Genomic DNA, 16,081 nt, shown 5'->3' with positions numbered 1-16,081 from the left:
CAACGCCCACTGTCCCACCCAGGTGCATGTAGAGGGAAGTACCTGGGGCAATGCCCTGTGCACCCGCCAGCACTACGCGCAGCTAGCTGCTCGATTCGCAACCCACTTCGTGCTGGTCATAAAGCAGTTGCCCTGACGCAGGGGCAGCTTGATGGCCCAGGGTCGAGCGCCCGGCCTACCTAACGCGCACGGGCAGCGACGGCAACGGCGTGATGACCCAGCATGCCTATTGCACCCCGAAACTGGCAGTCAGGATATGGCCATTGGCCAGACGCAGCCGGACCAGGTACCAGCCGGGAAGCAGCCGGGCCGGGACTATGCTACCCATTGCGCCGGGGGCCAGCACGTTCGTGGTCAGGCATTGGCCAGTCAGGGTGTAGACGCGTAACTCGGCCCCGGCGGCCTGCGCGGCCACGGCCTCGCCGAGGGCGTAGTGGAGGGTTTCACCTGTTGCGAGCACAGTTGGGTACACGGCAAAGCTTTCGGCGCTTTCGACTGCTGCTACCATCCGCACCGACGAATAATGACTGGTCCCGTCTCCGTCTACCTGCCGCAAGCGGTAGTACACTATCTGAACGCCATAATTGGGGAGTTGCTCATCCGTGAAGCCATACGTATGGGCGATGGCGCTGGAGCCGTGGCCCGGGACCAACTTCACGAACTTAAATACCTGACCGTCGGTCGAAGCCTCAATTTCAAAATGGTCGTTGTTTACCTCCTGGGCCGTGGCCCAGGTGAGAATGGCCGCATGCCCGCGCGCCACGGCCTGAAACGACACCAGGGTAACCGGCAGGGGCACAAACGCCTCGGCCTGCCCCAGGCCAAACTGGCTGAAGCTGAGCAAGCCGCTGCGCAAAGCATAGCCATCGGCCACGCGGCGGCCCGCGCCGTTGCTGGGGCTAAGGACGCCCCCGCCGGTACTCCAGTCGGCGGCGCTGATGCTGGTATCAGGACGCTTCAGAATACCGAATTCATTGTCGACCAGGCCGGTGAACGGAGCCAGATAGGCCTGCACAGCATACGTGCCGCTGACTGGCTGCGCATCGGGGGTCAGCGTCCAGATACCCGCCGGGTAAACGGCGAGGTAGCGGAGGGCGCTGGGCATGGCTTCGGTACAGCTCAGGCCGGTATCGGGGTCGGTTTTGGGGCCGAATTGGGCGTCAAGAAAGCTGGTGCCGACGAGTTGGCTGCTGAGCAGGTCAAGGCGGGCATACTGGCCAGCCGTGCCCACGGGGAAAGTGTAGGCGGCACTGGTGCCACCGGCAATGCTAAGCCGCAGATTACCCACCACGTAGCTGGCGCTGCCGCTGCTGGTGAGGCTGTTGGCCACCGGATTGGTGTGCAGCCATTTGTACGAGCCCGTGGTGATGAGCCCTGCCGTGAGCGTCAGGCTGGTAGCCGTGCTGGCATCGGTTTGCAGCAACAGGCCGGCGGGGTTGTTCACCACGGCGCGGCCAAAAGCCCCGCCGGCCAGGGCCTGCGCACTGCTGCCCACAAACGATACCTGACTGGCCGGGTCCAGCACCGTGGTGCCGGCGTTCAGCCAGTCGCCCGTTACGGCGAGTTCGGCGGCGCTGCCCAGGGTTAGCTGGCCACCGGGCAGCACGCGCAAGGTGGCCACTGCCGCGCCGGGGCTGTTCAATACGGGCATTAGCGCGCTCGCGGCCACCGTTACGTTCGTGGTGGCGGTGGGCACGGTGCCGCTGGCCCAGTTCTGGCAATCGAGCCAGTCGGGGCCGGCACCGATGCCGGTCCACTGCCCGTCCGGGCCATTCAAGGGCGCATCGGTCACGACCGGGAACGTACCGGCATTGGTCAGGGCGCTGCAATTGGCGCTGCTGGTGGCCACGCTGATTACCTGGTAAGTAGTGGTGGCCGTGCTGTTGGGCACGGGATGGTCGTAAGTAGCGCTGGGCACGGAAATCGTCTGGTTCGTGCCGGCCGTCAGGTTGCGCAGCACCACCGTGAGCGGGAACTGGGCCGCCGCCAGCGTGGTGGGCAGCTGGGTGAGCCGGTCGAGCCCCGCGAAAGTGAAGCGTAGTGTGTGCGCGCCCAGCTGCGGGCATACCTGCTGGCTGCGGGACGCAGCCTGGGGCAGGTAAGCAAAGCTCCAGCCGCTGGTATTGCCCTGGTTATTGGCCTGCTGACCGGTCTCGAAATAAGCGCCGCCCTGGGCCTGGCTGTCGCGCATGTAGATGTAGCTGGCGCATACCGTGCCGGTGGGGCCCACCCCCACCGGCTTGCTCCAGACAAAGGCCTGGCCATTGATGGTGCTTTGCAGGGTGATGACCTTGGTGCCCGTGCCACTGGCCTGCACGCTGGCCCCCGCCGCAAAAGTGGTAGTGGTGCCCGCCCCAAACCGGAAGGTCGAGCCTGGCTCCAGGGTCAGTTGGCTGGTGATGGTGTTGCTGCCGGTGAGAATATTGACGCCGGCCAGCAGCAGGGTGGCAATGGTGCTGTTGCCGCCCACCGCGTGCAGAAATCCGGCGCCCATCTGCACGGCATTGTAGGTAAAGCCGTTGCCATTGAAGAACGTGCCGGTGCTAAGGAAAATGGTCGAGGTGCCCGCATCAAACGTGAGCGAAGCCGGCTGGGTAATGGTCCAGTTGCCGGCCGTGATTTCCACGGTGGAAGTGCCCAGGCGCAGGGTGCGGGCGGGCGGGGCGATGCCCGGCAAGGGGTTGCTCAGCAGGCTGCGCACCCGCATCGGCTGGTCATTTGTAAGGAAGGTACCGGCCAGCAAGGTCAGGCCATTGCCCGCCGTGCGGGGCTGCAAGAAGGCATCGGCCAGCCCCACGGTAGCACCGGGGGCATTGATGGTCAGGGCACCGCCAAAGGCCTGCCCCGCGCTGGTAAGGGTGGCCGCCCCCAGCACCAGGGTTTCGCCCAGCAGCAGCTGGCTCATGGCCGGGCTCCAGGTAATGGAGCCGTGCACGCTGAGTTTGTTGGTGCTGATGCCGCTGAAGGTGGGGGCATTGGTGGCGGTGGCCCAGTTGAGGCTGCGGCAGGCGGCGTGGGCCGCGTCCTGGGTAACTACCTGATTGGGGGCAGTGAAGGATTGGGCGTCAAAAACCGCATCATCGAGTTGATTGGGAGCACAGTTTACACCCGCTCCGCCGCTGCTCAGGGCCCAGTGGCCCGGCGCGCTCCAAAGGCCGGAGCCGCCCACCCAATACAGCGTGCGCGCCACCGGGGGGTTGGTAAATAGTACCCCGGTAGTGCCGCCATTGTTGAGGCTTTGGTTAGCCGTCCAGCTGTTCCCACCCGTGAAAGCGACATTGTGTAGGGCCGCGAATTGCATCACCAGGTCAGGCTGGATGCCGCCGGCAGGCTTGCTAAACGTGGCCCCGGCGGTGGCACTGGCTCCGCTAATGCTCAGAAAGCCGCCGCAGCCGCCTAAGGCGTTGAGCTGCGCGTCGGGGGCAAAAGTCTGAGTGGTGCTGTTAAATGTATAGGCATGGCCCGCCGCCAGCACCAGCTGCTGCGTGAACGTACTGCTGGCATTAATATCGGCCGAGCCGGCAAAAATGAGCTGGTCAAACGTAGCCGCCGCGCCACCGCCCGTTACCAGGGAGGGCAGCGACAGCGCCGCCGGGTCGGTGAAGGCCACCGTGTGGTATTGCTTGCCCAGCCCCGCACGGAAGTACGCCGGCTGGTTGTAGGTCGCGTTGGTGCCAATGCGAATGGTGCTGGTACCGGCGTTGAGCACGGCCCCCGCCGCCACGTCCCAGGTATAGGTGGTGCGCGCGCCCACGTCGCTCGTGGCGGAGGCGGGCGTCAGGGTCAGCGTGCTATTGCCCAGGTTTACCAGCACTGGCGAAGCACTGGCTGGGCCGCCGCCCGCCGTGCCCGTGCCGAACACGGATGACGTGGCAGCGTAGCCACTGGTAAAGCCCTGGGCCGTAATATCCTGATTATTGCTATTGAAGGTGCCGGCTTCGATGTAAATGCGGCCGTTGGGCGAGGTGGCACCGGGGGCCAGCGTCAGGGCATCCAGCAAGGTGTAGGTGCTGCCTGGGGCCCGGAAATACAGATTACCCGTCAGTATCCGGTTGGCGGTCAGGACCGTGGCGGCCGGTGTGCCAGCCTCGTAGCCGTAAAAAACCAGGTCGGCCGCCAGGTCCAGGGCCATCGTCGCGATAAGCGTCAGCGAGCCCCCGATACCCAGCTGCGGCGCGGCCACGGTGGCCGCATCTCCGCTGAAAAACGGGGAATCGGCGCCCGTCCAGTCCAGGTCGCGGCAAAAGGCGTTGGGTCCGTCCAGGGTCACTACCTGGCCGCTGGTGGTAAAGGAATTGGCATCGAAATGCACGTTAGTGGCCAACGAAGGCAAGCAGGTATTGCCGCTGGCGCTGCCGCCGCTGACGGAAGCCCAGTGGCTGGCATCGTGCCAGGCACCCGCGCCGCCCACCCAGTACAGGTCACTGACAGAAAGCCCGCTAAATACGGCGCCTTGGTTGTTGCCCCGGTCCAGGCAGGCCGTTGCCAGCAGCGTAGTGCCCCCACTGAAGATAATATCCTGTACCGCCGCGTAATTCAGTCCGGCATTGCCCCAGCCCCCGGTCCGTTTAAAGGTTGCCGCCTTGCCTGGCACGCTCGATTGCAGGTTGGCCAGCCCGGCGCAGTCACCACCGGATGTCAATTGCGCCGTACTGGCAAAAGACAAGACTTGTCCGGCCGCCGCCCGCAGCACCACGTCGCGGCCCACGGCCAGCGTACCGGCAATGGTGGCCGCGCTGGCTATCGTAGTATTTCCGTTGATAATCAAATTGTTAAAAGCCGAACCCGCCGCGTTAAATGTTGCCGTGGCCCCGGCGGCCACTTCCACCACGTTGTAGGCCTGGGCCGAGCTTATGAACGAGTACCCGTTGGCCGTGGCCCGCGCCGTGGCCCCCAGCCGCAGGGTGCTGGCCCCCGCGTCAAAAACCAGATTCGTGCCCGATACCTCCCAGGTATTGACGGGCGCCAGCAAATTAAATATGCTGCTTGTGAGCTGAATGTTTCGGGACAGTGCGCCCGTGCTGCGCACCCCAAAGCAGGATATCTTGGCGCTGCCAAAGTCGATGGTGCCCGCATTGAGCAGTAAGCTGGGCGTGGCGCCGTACTGCACCAGGTTGGCATCGCTGGTGAACAACCAGCCGCCCGGCTTGCTATCGAAACTCAGCCAGCCGTTGATGGGCACGGCCTGCAAATCAATGAAGTGCCCGGCCGAGGTGGCCAGCAGGCTGAAGCTAGCATCCTGACGGCCCAGGCCAAGGGCCAGGCGCAGGTCGCCGTTTACTTCAACGGTGCCGCTGCCCACGAGGCGCGTGCCGCCGGTGGTGGTGCCACCAGCCACCGCGTGCACGGCCCCGGTCCAGTCCATATCGAGGCAGGTAACGGTCGCGCTGATGGCGACTGTCTGGTTGCTGGCCGTGAAGGAATTGGCATCAAAGTAGACATTATCGGTGCTTTGCGGCACTTGCGTGTAACTGGCGGGACCGCCGCTGCTCATGGACCAGTGGTCCAGGTCGTTCCAGAGGCCGGAGCCGCCCACCCAGTAGTAATTGGCCGCCCGCACCGCGGGCGCAACGCCCAGCAGGAGGCATAAGAGCAGTCCGAAACGCGTCCGCAAAGCCTTAGCCCGAGCGTAAAAACAAAACAACATGTGTAGGGGAATAGAAAGGTAAACGGTACCTGCAACTGCGGCAGGTAGTGGAATCTGGCCGGGGCCAGGGGCAAATGCACCTCGGTGTAGCCGGCCGGACCTGGCCAAAGGGCGCGCCGCGCTCAGGACCATTGCCTCGAAACGCCTAGCCGGATTTTATAGGCCCATAATCAGAAAGGCCGGGGATGGCGCGGCCGGGGGGGAGTAGCACGCCATCGCAGGTAGCAGTACCCGCTGAGCAGCTACCAATGGCACCGGGCACGGGACAACGAAGTGCCCAACGGGGGCAGCCGGCACCGGGCGGAGGGCTACCGTGGGCGGGGGCGGGGTGCGACCCCAGCGGCCCAGCGGCAACAGGCTGAATAGCAGGCTCACCTGCAATAGCCACTTCCGGGAAGAAGTGGGGCCGGCCGATGGGCCGATGGGTCTTTTGTCACGCAGTATAGATGGTTCCATTGCAGGTTTTTTTTCTGCTCTGTAGCCATGCCTATACCAGTTTTTTTATTCGACACAACCAGCTGTTTATGTGATGGTTATATGAACACTGTTTTTGCTGATAAATCTGTTTTTTAGAGCGGCTGTCTGAAAGCTGGAGCCGCTGCTCAGGTATTCAGTTCCCATTGGCGCGGCGCGCTTCCAGCTCGGCAGACATTCCGAGAATTACTTCGCGCAATAGCAGGTCGACGGCTTCGACCAAGGGCTGCAAGTCGTCGTAGGAAAAGGGCCCCGACCAACTTTCCAAAACATCCATTAGTTTAATTGCGGGCTGAATTTGAAGATGCCGCAGGCTGGGGCACATTTTATGGGCCGTAGCCTGCAGCCCGGCCAGGTTGCCCACGGCCAGCGCCGCGTGCAGGTCGCGCAGAGCCGTGCGGGTACTGCTGATAAACGTTTGCAGCATCGACGCGATAAACTTCTGGTCGCCCTGGACCATGCTCTGCAACAGCTTCAGGTCGTAGAGCTGGTGCTGCGGCACCGGGGCCACGTTTGGCGCGGTACTGGGGGCCAGCGGCCGGCCGGGGGGCCGCAGCACCCAGTCGTAGATGAGCTGCAACAGCTCATCCTCGTAAAACGGCTTGGTCAGGTAATCGTCCATGCCCGCGGCCAGGCATTTTTCTTTCTCGCCGCTCACGGCCGAGGCCGTCAGCGCAATAACGGGGATGGTCAGGCCCAGTTCCTGGCGCAGGTGGCGGGTGGCTTCGAAGCCGTCCATCACGGGCATCTGCACGTCCATCAGAATCAGGTCGAACGACTGGTCCCGCATGCATTCGATGGCTATTTCGCCGTTTTCCGCCTCGGTCACTTTCATGTGCGCGTTCAGCAGAAAGGTTTTGGCCATCAGCCGGTTGTATTCGTTGTCTTCGACCAGCAGCACGCGCTTGCCCCGCAATCCCTGGCCGTTGGTGCTGGCCGCCGCCCGGCGCTGCGGCAGGTCGTCGACCGTGCCAATGGGCAGCGACAGGGAGAACTGAATGGTGGTGCCCATGTTCTTATCGCTCTCAATCACGATTTCGCTGCCCATCAGCCGGGCCAGGCTGCGGCAGATGCTCAGGCCCAGGCCCGTGCCGCCAAACTTGCGGGTGATGGAGACGTCCTCCTGGCTGAACTCGGTAAAAATCTGCTTCAGGTAGGCCGCGTCGATGCCGATGCCCGTGTCGCGCACCACGAAGGCGAGCTCCACCGCGCCGGCGTGAAAGCACACCACGTCGCACTCGATGGCAACTTCCCCTTTGGGGGTGAACTTGACGGCGTTGCCGGCCAGGTTGAGCAGAATCTGGGTGATGCGGTGCGGGTCGCCGAGCACCACGTCGGGCACGCGCGGGCTCACCCGGATGAGCAGGCCCAAGCCCTTTTCCTCGGCTTTGTAGAGCAGGGTTTTCTCGACCTGGGCGCAGAGGCGGGGCACGTTGAAGCCCACCTGCTCGATGCTCATCCGGCCGGCGTCGAGCTTGGACAGGTCCAGGATGTCGTTGATGATGACGAGCAGGTTCTGGGCCGAGGTGGTGATGGCGTGCAGGTAGTTGCTCTGGCGGGTGGCCAGCGGGGTTTTGGCCAGCAGCTGGCTCATGCCCAGGATGGCGTTCATGGGCGTGCGGATTTCGTGGCTCATGTTGGCCAGAAACAGCTCCTTGGCTTTGGCCGAGTGCTCGGCCTGCTGCTTGGCCTCGCGCAGGTTCTGCTCCAGCTCCTTCTGGTGCGTGATGTCGAGAATGATGCCGATGGTGCCCGTCACGGCATGGTCCTGGTCGTAGAGCGGGGAGGCGCTGTTGAAGAGCCACTTCGTTTCGCCGTCCTTGGTCACGATGGGCATCTCGTAGGAGATGCTCCCCCCTTGCTCCCGCAGCAGTTTGCCCTGCTGTTCTAGGTGCGGCAGGCTGCCGTAGGGCATCAACAAGGAAGGCAAGGGGTTGCCGAGCAATTCCTCGTTGTCGTAGCCGATGATGCGGCAGTAGTTGGGGTTGGCGTAGAGCACGCGTTTTTCCAGGTCCATCTCCACCAGCCCGAGCTGCATGTTGTCGATGATGGTGCGGTATTTCTCCTCCCGCATGCGCAGGCTGCGCTCGGCATTGTAGCTCTCGGTGATGTCCTCAAACTTCCAGAGGAAACCGATGTCCGTGTCGCCGTCGCGCACCGGGATGAAATCACGCTCCACCAGGCGGCCATTGCGGAGGCTGAACAGGTCCACGCGCGCTTCGATGCGGCGCGCAATCAGCAGGGACATGTCCGGTGCCTCGCCAATTGGTCCCGCGATGCATCTTCTTATCTGTTCTTCCAGCAAGTAGTAATCGGTGCCGATGAGTTTTTCGGGCGACGTATTCAGGTCGAATAGCCGGCAAAGGGAATTATTGGTGAGGACCACCTTGTAGTTTTCGTCCACCAGCAACACGCCCCGCTTCATCTTTTTGATGGTCGTGGTCAGGCGCAGCGCCGTGGTAGTCAGGGCCGCCTGCGCTTGTTTCCGCACCGAAATATCCCCGATAACGCCCGTAAAAATCAGCGGCCGGCCCTGCGTGTCGCGCTTGGTCACCACGCCCCGGTTCAGCACCCATTTGTAGCTCCCATCGTGGCAGCGCACGCGGTGTTCGCAGGCAAACAGCTCCTTTTCATCGCTTTGACAGGCCGTCCATTCCTGGTTCGTGAGCACTAAATCGTCTGGGTGAATATAGTCGGCGAGAACGATGTGCTCGTCAATGCCGGCTTGCTCATGGTAGCCCAGCATGTTCTTGCATTCGGGCGAAACCGTAGTTCGCTTCGTGGCATAGTGGTATTCCCAGCTGCCCATGCCCAGCCCTTCCATCACGAGCAGCCCGCGTAGAGTGCTGCGGCGGGCTTCCTCCTCGGCCAGCTTGCTCAGGGTAATGTCTTCGATGCTACCCCGGTAGTCCACCCCGTGCTCGTTCTGGCCCGACAGCGTCGAAATGGCCCGGCACCAGCGCGGCGGCTGGCCCGGCACCAGCAGGCGGCACTCAATGGCCACCGGCGTATTGACCCCAACGGCCGCGCCGATGATGGCCTCGCAGGCGGCCTTGTCCTCGGGGTGAATGAAATCGCGTAGCTGCTCCACGTCATCGATGCCAAACAGCTCCTTCAGCTTTGGACTACAATAAAGGATGTGCCGCTGCCCGCTGGTGTTCTGATGGCCGTAGTAGAGCACCAGCGGCGCGTGTTCGGTGAGGTCCCGAAAACGCTTCTCGCTTTCGGCCAGGGCCCACTGGGCCTTGCGCTTGAGGGTAATATCCTCCAGAAAGCCCAGGAACATTTCGACCTCGCCCTGGGCGGCGCTGTGCAGGGGCTGCACTTTGAGGCGCAGCCAGTTGCGGGTGTGCTCGGGGTTTTGGTCCGGCAGCTCAAACTGAAAGGCCTTCTGATGGGCCAGCCGGGCGGCCACCGTGGCCTGGATGTCCGCATTGGGCTGCATGCCGGGCGGCAGGTCCGAGAGCGGCCGGCCCACCAGGTCGGCCAGCGTGCAGTGGCAGTGCGCCAGAAAACCGGCATTGGCCCAGGTGATGCGGCCCTGCGGGTCGGCCAATAGAATACCGGCGCAGAGGCCCTGCACCTGCCCCAGGAATTCGCCGGGGTTGCCCACCCCCGGCGGAATGGGGGCCATGACGGCGGCCAGCTGAGCACGCAATTCAACGATTTCGGCACCGCGCTGGTGCAGCGCGTGCTCGAGCATGGCACGGGTCGGCTTGGGAGGCATGGGCACTGTACAGAGAAATGGAAACGCCGGCCGGCTATACTTCGCCGTCCTGTATCATCTTATAAATCGTAGACTTGCCCACGTCCAGCGTTTGGGACACCTGCGGCACATTGCCGTCATACTTGTCGAGGTAGTGCCGCACAATGGCGCAGGTGTAGGCCCGCAGGGTTTTCTCCGAGCTCAGGAAATTGGTGTCGCGCCCGGCCGGGGCAAACATGACGTCGGCGGGCAGAATTTCCGGGCCGTTGCTGAGCACAGCGGCCAGCTCCACAATGGTTTTCAGCTCGCGCACGTTGCCGGGGTAGTCGTAGGCCTGCAGCTTGTCCAGCGTATCCTGGGCCAGCACCAGGGCGGGCTTGCCGTACTCCTGGCAAAACTCGTCCACGAAGTATTTGGCCAGGTACAATGTGTCCTGGCCGCGCTCGCGCAGGGGCGGCAGCAGCAGCGGCAGCCCCATGATGCGGTAGTACAGGTCTTCACGGAAAGTGCCTTTCTGCACCTCGTCGGCCAGGTTTTTGTGCGTGGCCGTGATGAGGCGCACGTCGAGCCGGATGCGTTCGTTGCCGCCCACGCGCTGCAATTCGCGCTCCTGCAATACCCGCAGCAGCTTGGACTGGATGGCGGGGTTCAAATCCCCGATTTCGTCCAGGAACAGGGTGCCGCCGTTGGCCTCCTCAAACTTGCCGATTTTGCGGGCCACCGCGCTGGTGAAAGCGCCTTTCTCGTGCCCAAACAGCTCGCTTTCCAGCAGCTCGGTGGGAATGGCGGCCATGTTCACGGCCACAAACGGCTTGCGGTACCGCCCCGAATTCATGTGAATAGCCTTGGCCACCAACTCCTTGCCCGTGCCCGTTTCGCCGGTTATCGACACGTTGACGGGGGTTTGGGCGGCCTTCTCCATCAGCCCAAAAATGCGCTTGATGGCCGGGCTGTTGCCCTTCATGATTTTGCTGAAGTCGTACTTGGCCTGGAGCTGGCTTTCGAGGCTTTTCACCCGCTGGCGCAGGCCGGTGGTCTCGCGCAGCTTCTGGATGGCATTCCAGAGAAAATCCTTGGTGTTGTCGTCCTTCACCAGGTAGTCGGAAGCACCCATCTTGAGCAGCCGCACGGCCGTCGTAATCTTGTCCTGGGCGCTGATGACGATGACCGGCACCTCGGGCCAGCGCTGCCGCAACGTGCTCAACAGCTTGTCGCCGCTGATATCGGGCAGCGAAAAGTCGATGGTCACCACATCGGGCAGCAAGTGCATGTTGTCCAGGCATTCCTGGCCCGACGTCCACAGGTGCACGGTGTTTTCCGGGTTGAGGGAAAGGTGATAATGCAGTAATTGCCCATACCAAGGGTCATCTTCCACGATGAAGATGATGAAAGGGATGCCCATATTTCTATTCACCGGCTCGGTAATGCGAGGCAATGCGCCTTCAGGACTGGTGAGCTGCGGTAAGGGCTGGCCAGCTGGGCCGAAGCCCACTGGCCCCTTTGGTGGACCAGTACAGGTAAGAGGTTGAATTTAAGTAAATAGCAAATGGCAAACTCCTTAATTGCAGGAATTAAGTTTTTACAAATTGCTTAATAACAAAGATACTTAAATTTACCTCATCACTCGTTTAACATCTCGTTTTAGTCGATATAATCCTGTAATTACACGATGAAAAAAATTTTTGATTCATTGCCCTAAGCCAGGATGGGCGGCATCAGTCCCTTGGCCAGTGAAGCCGCACCCAATGCGGCGGAGAAGCGAACGCCTGTAAAAAGCCGGCCTTCGAGGCACGGATGACCGGGCCCTCAGGCCTCTTCGTCGTAAAACATCTTGAGGGCGGCGTACTGGCCTAACTGGTTCGCCACCAGGTCGGCGGGCGGCAGCTGGCTGATTTGGGAGTGCAGGCCGCGCTTGGCGTTCCGGCTTACCATGCCCGATACTTTGAGGATGAGGTAATTGTACTTGCGGGCGATGACGGCCCAGTTGTAGCGGCGGTTGGCCACACTTTGCATCTGCTGGCCCAGCTCCAGCCAGGTCACCATGCTGGTGTCTTTGATTTGCTGCATCAGCTCCGCTTTGGTGGCGAAGTAGATGGCCTTATTTTCCGTGGTGGCCTTGTTGAACGAGGCGTGGAAGGCCAGCACCGGCCGGCCCAGGCTCATGGCCTCCACCAGCGAGGGATTGGTGCCGCCGGCGCTGTGGCCGTGCACGTACACGGCGCAGTTGCTGCGCAGCATGTCGAGCTGCTCCTGGTTGTAGATGGGGTCGAGCAGGTGCAGGTTGGGGAAGGCCCCGTTGCCGTATTGGGCGTAAATGCGGCGGCCGTAGGGACTGTTTTTCCAGTTGCCCACGATGACGAAGGTGTAGCTCGGCAATTCCGAAAAGGCCTCCAGCACCATACTCACGTTGTTTTCGGGCTCGATGCGGCACACCTTGAAGGCGTAGGGCTGGGCCAGGAACGGATACTGCGCCCGGGCTTCGTCGGTGATGGGCTGCGGGCGGGCGTGGTCGCCGCCGTACTCAATGACGCGGCTCTGGGTGCTGTAGGCGCGGGCCGTGTAGTTCTGAATGGCGTCGTTGTCGGAAATATCGGCGTGGGAATACTTCACCGCCAGGTTCTCGGACCAGCGCAGAAACCGCTTGGCAAAAGGGCTCCACTTCTCGCGCCGCCACTCGATGCCATCAATGGAAACAATGATTTTCTTGTTGGTGAACCAGCGCACAAAAGGCAGTATAAAGGCCCCCGGCACGCCCAGCACCAGCAGCACATCGGCAAAAAACACGGCATGCAGAATGGACAGACAATCGTATATTATGCTTTGCATACCATTGGCCCGCAAGGGCAGGTACACCAGCTTAGCGCCCTCGTAGTGCGAGCGGCGCTCGGCCTTGGGGTAGGTTTTGCCGCTGCAATACACCGTCAGGTCGTGTTGCTCGTGCAGGTACTTGACGAGGTAGGCCGTCAGGGTTTCGAAACCGCCGTAGCAGGCCGGCAGCCCCACAGTGCCGATAATGGCAACTTTCTTATGCGTGTTGGTGGACATCAGTAAAATTCGAACGGAGGGTGCGGGGAAAGGACTTGCTTTTGGCAATGAGTAGTCGGGGTAGTGCGGCGGCGGTCAGGCTTCTGCCAACTCGCCCAGCGCCACGGGCACCAGCGGCAAGTGCGCGGCCACGGGCTGCCCGGCCCGGAACGTGGCGAGCACCTGCCCGGCAAAGCAGCCCGGGGCGAAGGCGGCGGCCCGCTGCCGGGCGGCGGTGGCCATGCGGACGTAGCAGGCGCTGTTGTTGGCCAGCAGCCCAAGGGCCTGCTGCAAGGCCGGCAGGTTGCGGCCATTGATGGCAAAACCGGTATGGGTGTGCACGTTCACTTCGGCCACGCCGCCCACGGGGGGCACAATCACGGGCCGGCCGTAGCTCATGGCCTCCAGAACGGTCATGCCGAAGGTTTCGACCCATTCGTCGGGCCGCGAGAGGTTCACGACCACGGCAGCGCGGTGGTAGTGTGGGTGCATATCGTGCGCCGCTGGAAAAAGCGTGAGGTTGTTCGGCACGGCTACCTTGTCCTGGTAGCGGGCCACGGCGGCGGGCGTGGCGTTCAGCACCAGCTCAAACAGCAGCTCGGGCATGGTGCGGGCCAGGGCAATGAATTCGGGAACACCCTTGTAATCGCGCAACGAGCAGGCCATGAGCACCACGAAAGGCTCGGGGCTGCGGCGCGGCAAGGGCGTCCGGCTGGCGGTGGCCATGAAAGCGGGGGCCAGGGAATTGTACACGACCGCCTGCCGGGCCACCGGCAGCGCCAGCGCCGTGCGCACATGCTCCGACACGTACAGCACCTGGTGCGCCGTGCGGCTGGCCACCGCGCACAGCACCCGTCGCAGTAGCGCCGGCCGCAGCGACACCTCGTGCAGGTGGTACACCACCCGCGCGCCCCGGCAGCGGGCCGCCAGCGCCGCCCCGGCCGGCAGCAGGGTATTCACATACACGGTGCTGTCGGCGGTGGTCATCTTCAGCACCTTCCAGAACAAGAGCAATTGTATCAGCACAAAGTTGAGCAGCGTGCGCCACGCACTGGCCGACCAGTGGTAGGCCAGTGCGTGGGTGGTCACGCCGGGCAGGTCGCTGAGGAAACCCGGCGCGCCGGGCGTGGCCGTGAGCAGGTCGATGGCGTAGCCGGCATCGGCCAGCACTTCGAGCGACTGGCGCAGTACCAGCGGGCTCCCGCTGCGGTCGTTGAGCAGGTGAACGGCGAGAATATGCGGCTTTTTCATGCGGCCAGAATTTGTTGGTACACGCGGTGGAGCTGGTGGCCGCGCCGCTCCCAGGTGTGATGCTGCGCGACGTGGCGGCGGGCCAGCGCTGCCTCGGCCGCTTGCAGCGTGGGTGAATTGTGCAGGCGCATGAGCTGCGCGGCAAAGTCCCCGACATTGGCCTCGAAGGAGCGGTAAGGGACTTTGAGGATGGAGGCGGCCGGGGTGAGCTCGCCGGGGCCGTCGTTCTGGTAGCAGAGCACGGGCACGCCGTAGCTCATGGCCTCGGCCACCACCATGCCGGCTCCCTCGTGCGAGGGAAAGAAGAACACCGACGCCTGACTATACAGCGTGAGCAGCTCCTCGCGGGCCAGCCAGGGCCGGATTATGGTGCAGTTGGTGAGGTTGCTAGCAGCTATCCATTCTTTCAAGCGGCCTTCCTCCGGGCCGCTGCCGATAAGCAGCAGCCGGGCATCGACCCGGGCCGCCGCGGGCAGGGCGTGGTAGAATTTGGCGAAGGCCAGGATGACCATATCGAACCCCTTGAGCGGCACCATGCGGGCCGCAATCATGGCCGTGAAGCCGGGTTTGATGGTTGTTTCTGCCGTCAGTTCAGGCGGCGCAGCCGGCAGGTCGACAGCCACCGAGGGCACGATTTCAAAGTCAGCAGCGGGGCGCCCCAGGCGGCGGCCGGCGGCCGAGTTCATGCACAGCACGCGGCGGGCAGCGCGGCGCGTCACCCACAAAAAAGGGTCGAGGCTCCAGAAAAAGTGCTTCAGGCTGCCAATGAGGCGGTCTTTGCAGAAAGCTACCGTCCCGTAGCGGGCCAAATGGCTGGCCGGGATGGGCGGGTGGTGCCCGATGGGACCCCAGACCAGCGGCCGGCCCAGCAGCCAGAGGAAGCTGGGCGTCCAGTCGTTGTGGAAGTTCAGGTTGTGGACCAAATCCACGGCCGGGCGGCGGGCGCGCAGCCACAGGGCCAGGCCCAACTGCCACATGTAGAAGTAGATGAGCGAGAGCAACGGGCCTTTTTTCCACCAGCGCGTCCAGGCCGGCAGGTCGAAGTAAAGAAACTCGACGCGGGCCGCCTGGGCGGCCACGGCGGGGTTTTCGGCCAGGTAGCGCACGATGTGCGGACCGTTGTTGCGGCGCGTCACGGCCACCACCTTCTGGAAGCGGGCGGCCTGGAGGATGAAATTCCAGCCCATGCCGTCTTCCGAGCCTTTGTAGGGATTGACGGCGTAGGCGGTGATTAACACTGTTTTCATGCGAATTCTTTGACTAATTCTTCGGCTGTTTCGGCTGGTTCGCGGTAGGCGATGATGCGGGCCGGCACGCCCGCCACCACGCAGCCTGCCGGAATTGAGCGCGTGACCACGGCTCCCGCCGCCACCACGCAGCCCTCGCCGATACTCACGCCGTCGAGCACGGTTACTTTGCTGCCAATCCAGCAGTTAGCCCCGATGCTGATGCCCTTGCGCACCACGCCTTGCAGACGAATGGGAGCCTCGAAATCACCATGCAGGTGGTTTTCGGGGTGGCAGCTGAAATACTGGCCGATGATGCAATCATCGCCGATGCTCAGGCCGCCGCCGCCGCCCAGGTAGGCAAATTCGCCGATGCCCACCCGGCTGCCCAGCCGGATAAACCGGCCCGGCTCGCTCAGCGAAGTCGAGACAATAACCTGGCTGAAAGCGCCAATGCTCACGTTGTCGCCCATCGTCAGCCCCTCGGTGCCGAGGCCGCTGAAACGCACCTGGTCGCCCGTTTTCAGCCACTTCCCAAAGCGAATGAGGCTCAGGTATTGAAACCGGACGCCCTGGCCCAGCATGGCCCCGCCCGAGGCCCGGCCCCGCAGCCACAGCCGGCCGCCGCGCAGCAGGCTCAGGGCCGTTTGGGCGCCGAAGCCCAGCAGCACGCCGGGGCTCACGCTGGGGTGCAGGGCAAAGTGCGGGTTGCGCCGGCGCACCCATTTTTCGAGGATAGATTTCATGATTTCC

General features: G+C 63.0%; 7 protein-coding genes. All 7 read right to left on the bottom strand.

Annotated features, from left to right (window positions below; genetic code table 11):
* Positions 1 to 226: 226 nt before the first annotated feature.
* Positions 227 to 5,647, bottom strand: a complete 5,421-nt coding sequence (locus J4G38_RS13805; RefSeq protein WP_226163399.1) for a beta strand repeat-containing protein — start codon at positions 5,645 to 5,647, stop codon at positions 227 to 229.
* Positions 5,648 to 6,257: 610 nt separating this feature from the next.
* The gene (locus tag J4G38_RS13800; RefSeq protein ID WP_210517299.1) at positions 6,258 to 9,848 is read right to left on the bottom strand and encodes a PAS domain S-box protein; all 3,591 of its coding nucleotides are present in this window, start codon (positions 9,846 to 9,848) and stop codon (positions 6,258 to 6,260) included.
* A 34-nt stretch (positions 9,849 to 9,882) separates the two neighbouring features.
* Positions 9,883 to 11,229 (bottom strand): sigma-54-dependent transcriptional regulator, encoded by a 1,347-nt coding sequence (locus J4G38_RS13795; protein ID WP_210517302.1) that lies wholly within the window; start codon positions 11,227 to 11,229, stop codon positions 9,883 to 9,885.
* Positions 11,230 to 11,633: 404 nt separating this feature from the next.
* Entirely contained in the window at positions 11,634 to 12,872 is a 1,239-nt protein-coding gene (locus tag J4G38_RS13790) for a DUF1972 domain-containing protein (RefSeq protein WP_210517304.1), read from the bottom strand.
* Positions 12,873 to 12,947: 75 nt separating this feature from the next.
* Positions 12,948 to 14,102: a glycosyltransferase family 4 protein gene (locus tag J4G38_RS13785; protein WP_210517306.1), complete on the bottom strand. Its 1,155-nt coding sequence runs from the start codon at positions 14,100 to 14,102 to the stop codon at positions 12,948 to 12,950.
* On the bottom strand, positions 14,099 to 15,349 hold the full coding sequence (locus J4G38_RS13780) for a glycosyltransferase family 4 protein (protein WP_210517308.1): 1,251 nt from the start codon (positions 15,347 to 15,349) through the stop codon (positions 14,099 to 14,101). Before J4G38_RS13780 ends, J4G38_RS13785 begins: the two co-directional genes overlap by 4 nt.
* Entirely contained in the window at positions 15,346 to 16,074 is a 729-nt protein-coding gene (locus J4G38_RS13775; RefSeq protein ID WP_210517310.1) for an acyltransferase, read from the bottom strand. Before J4G38_RS13775 ends, J4G38_RS13780 begins: the two co-directional genes overlap by 4 nt.
* Between the last annotated feature and the right edge of the window lie 7 nt (positions 16,075 to 16,081).

This window comes from Hymenobacter terricola (genome assembly GCF_017921975.2).
Taxonomy (GTDB): domain Bacteria; phylum Bacteroidota; class Bacteroidia; order Cytophagales; family Hymenobacteraceae; genus Hymenobacter; species Hymenobacter terricola.
Note: the sequence above shows the minus strand (reverse complement) of the source record. Positions and strands in the feature narration are given on the sequence as shown.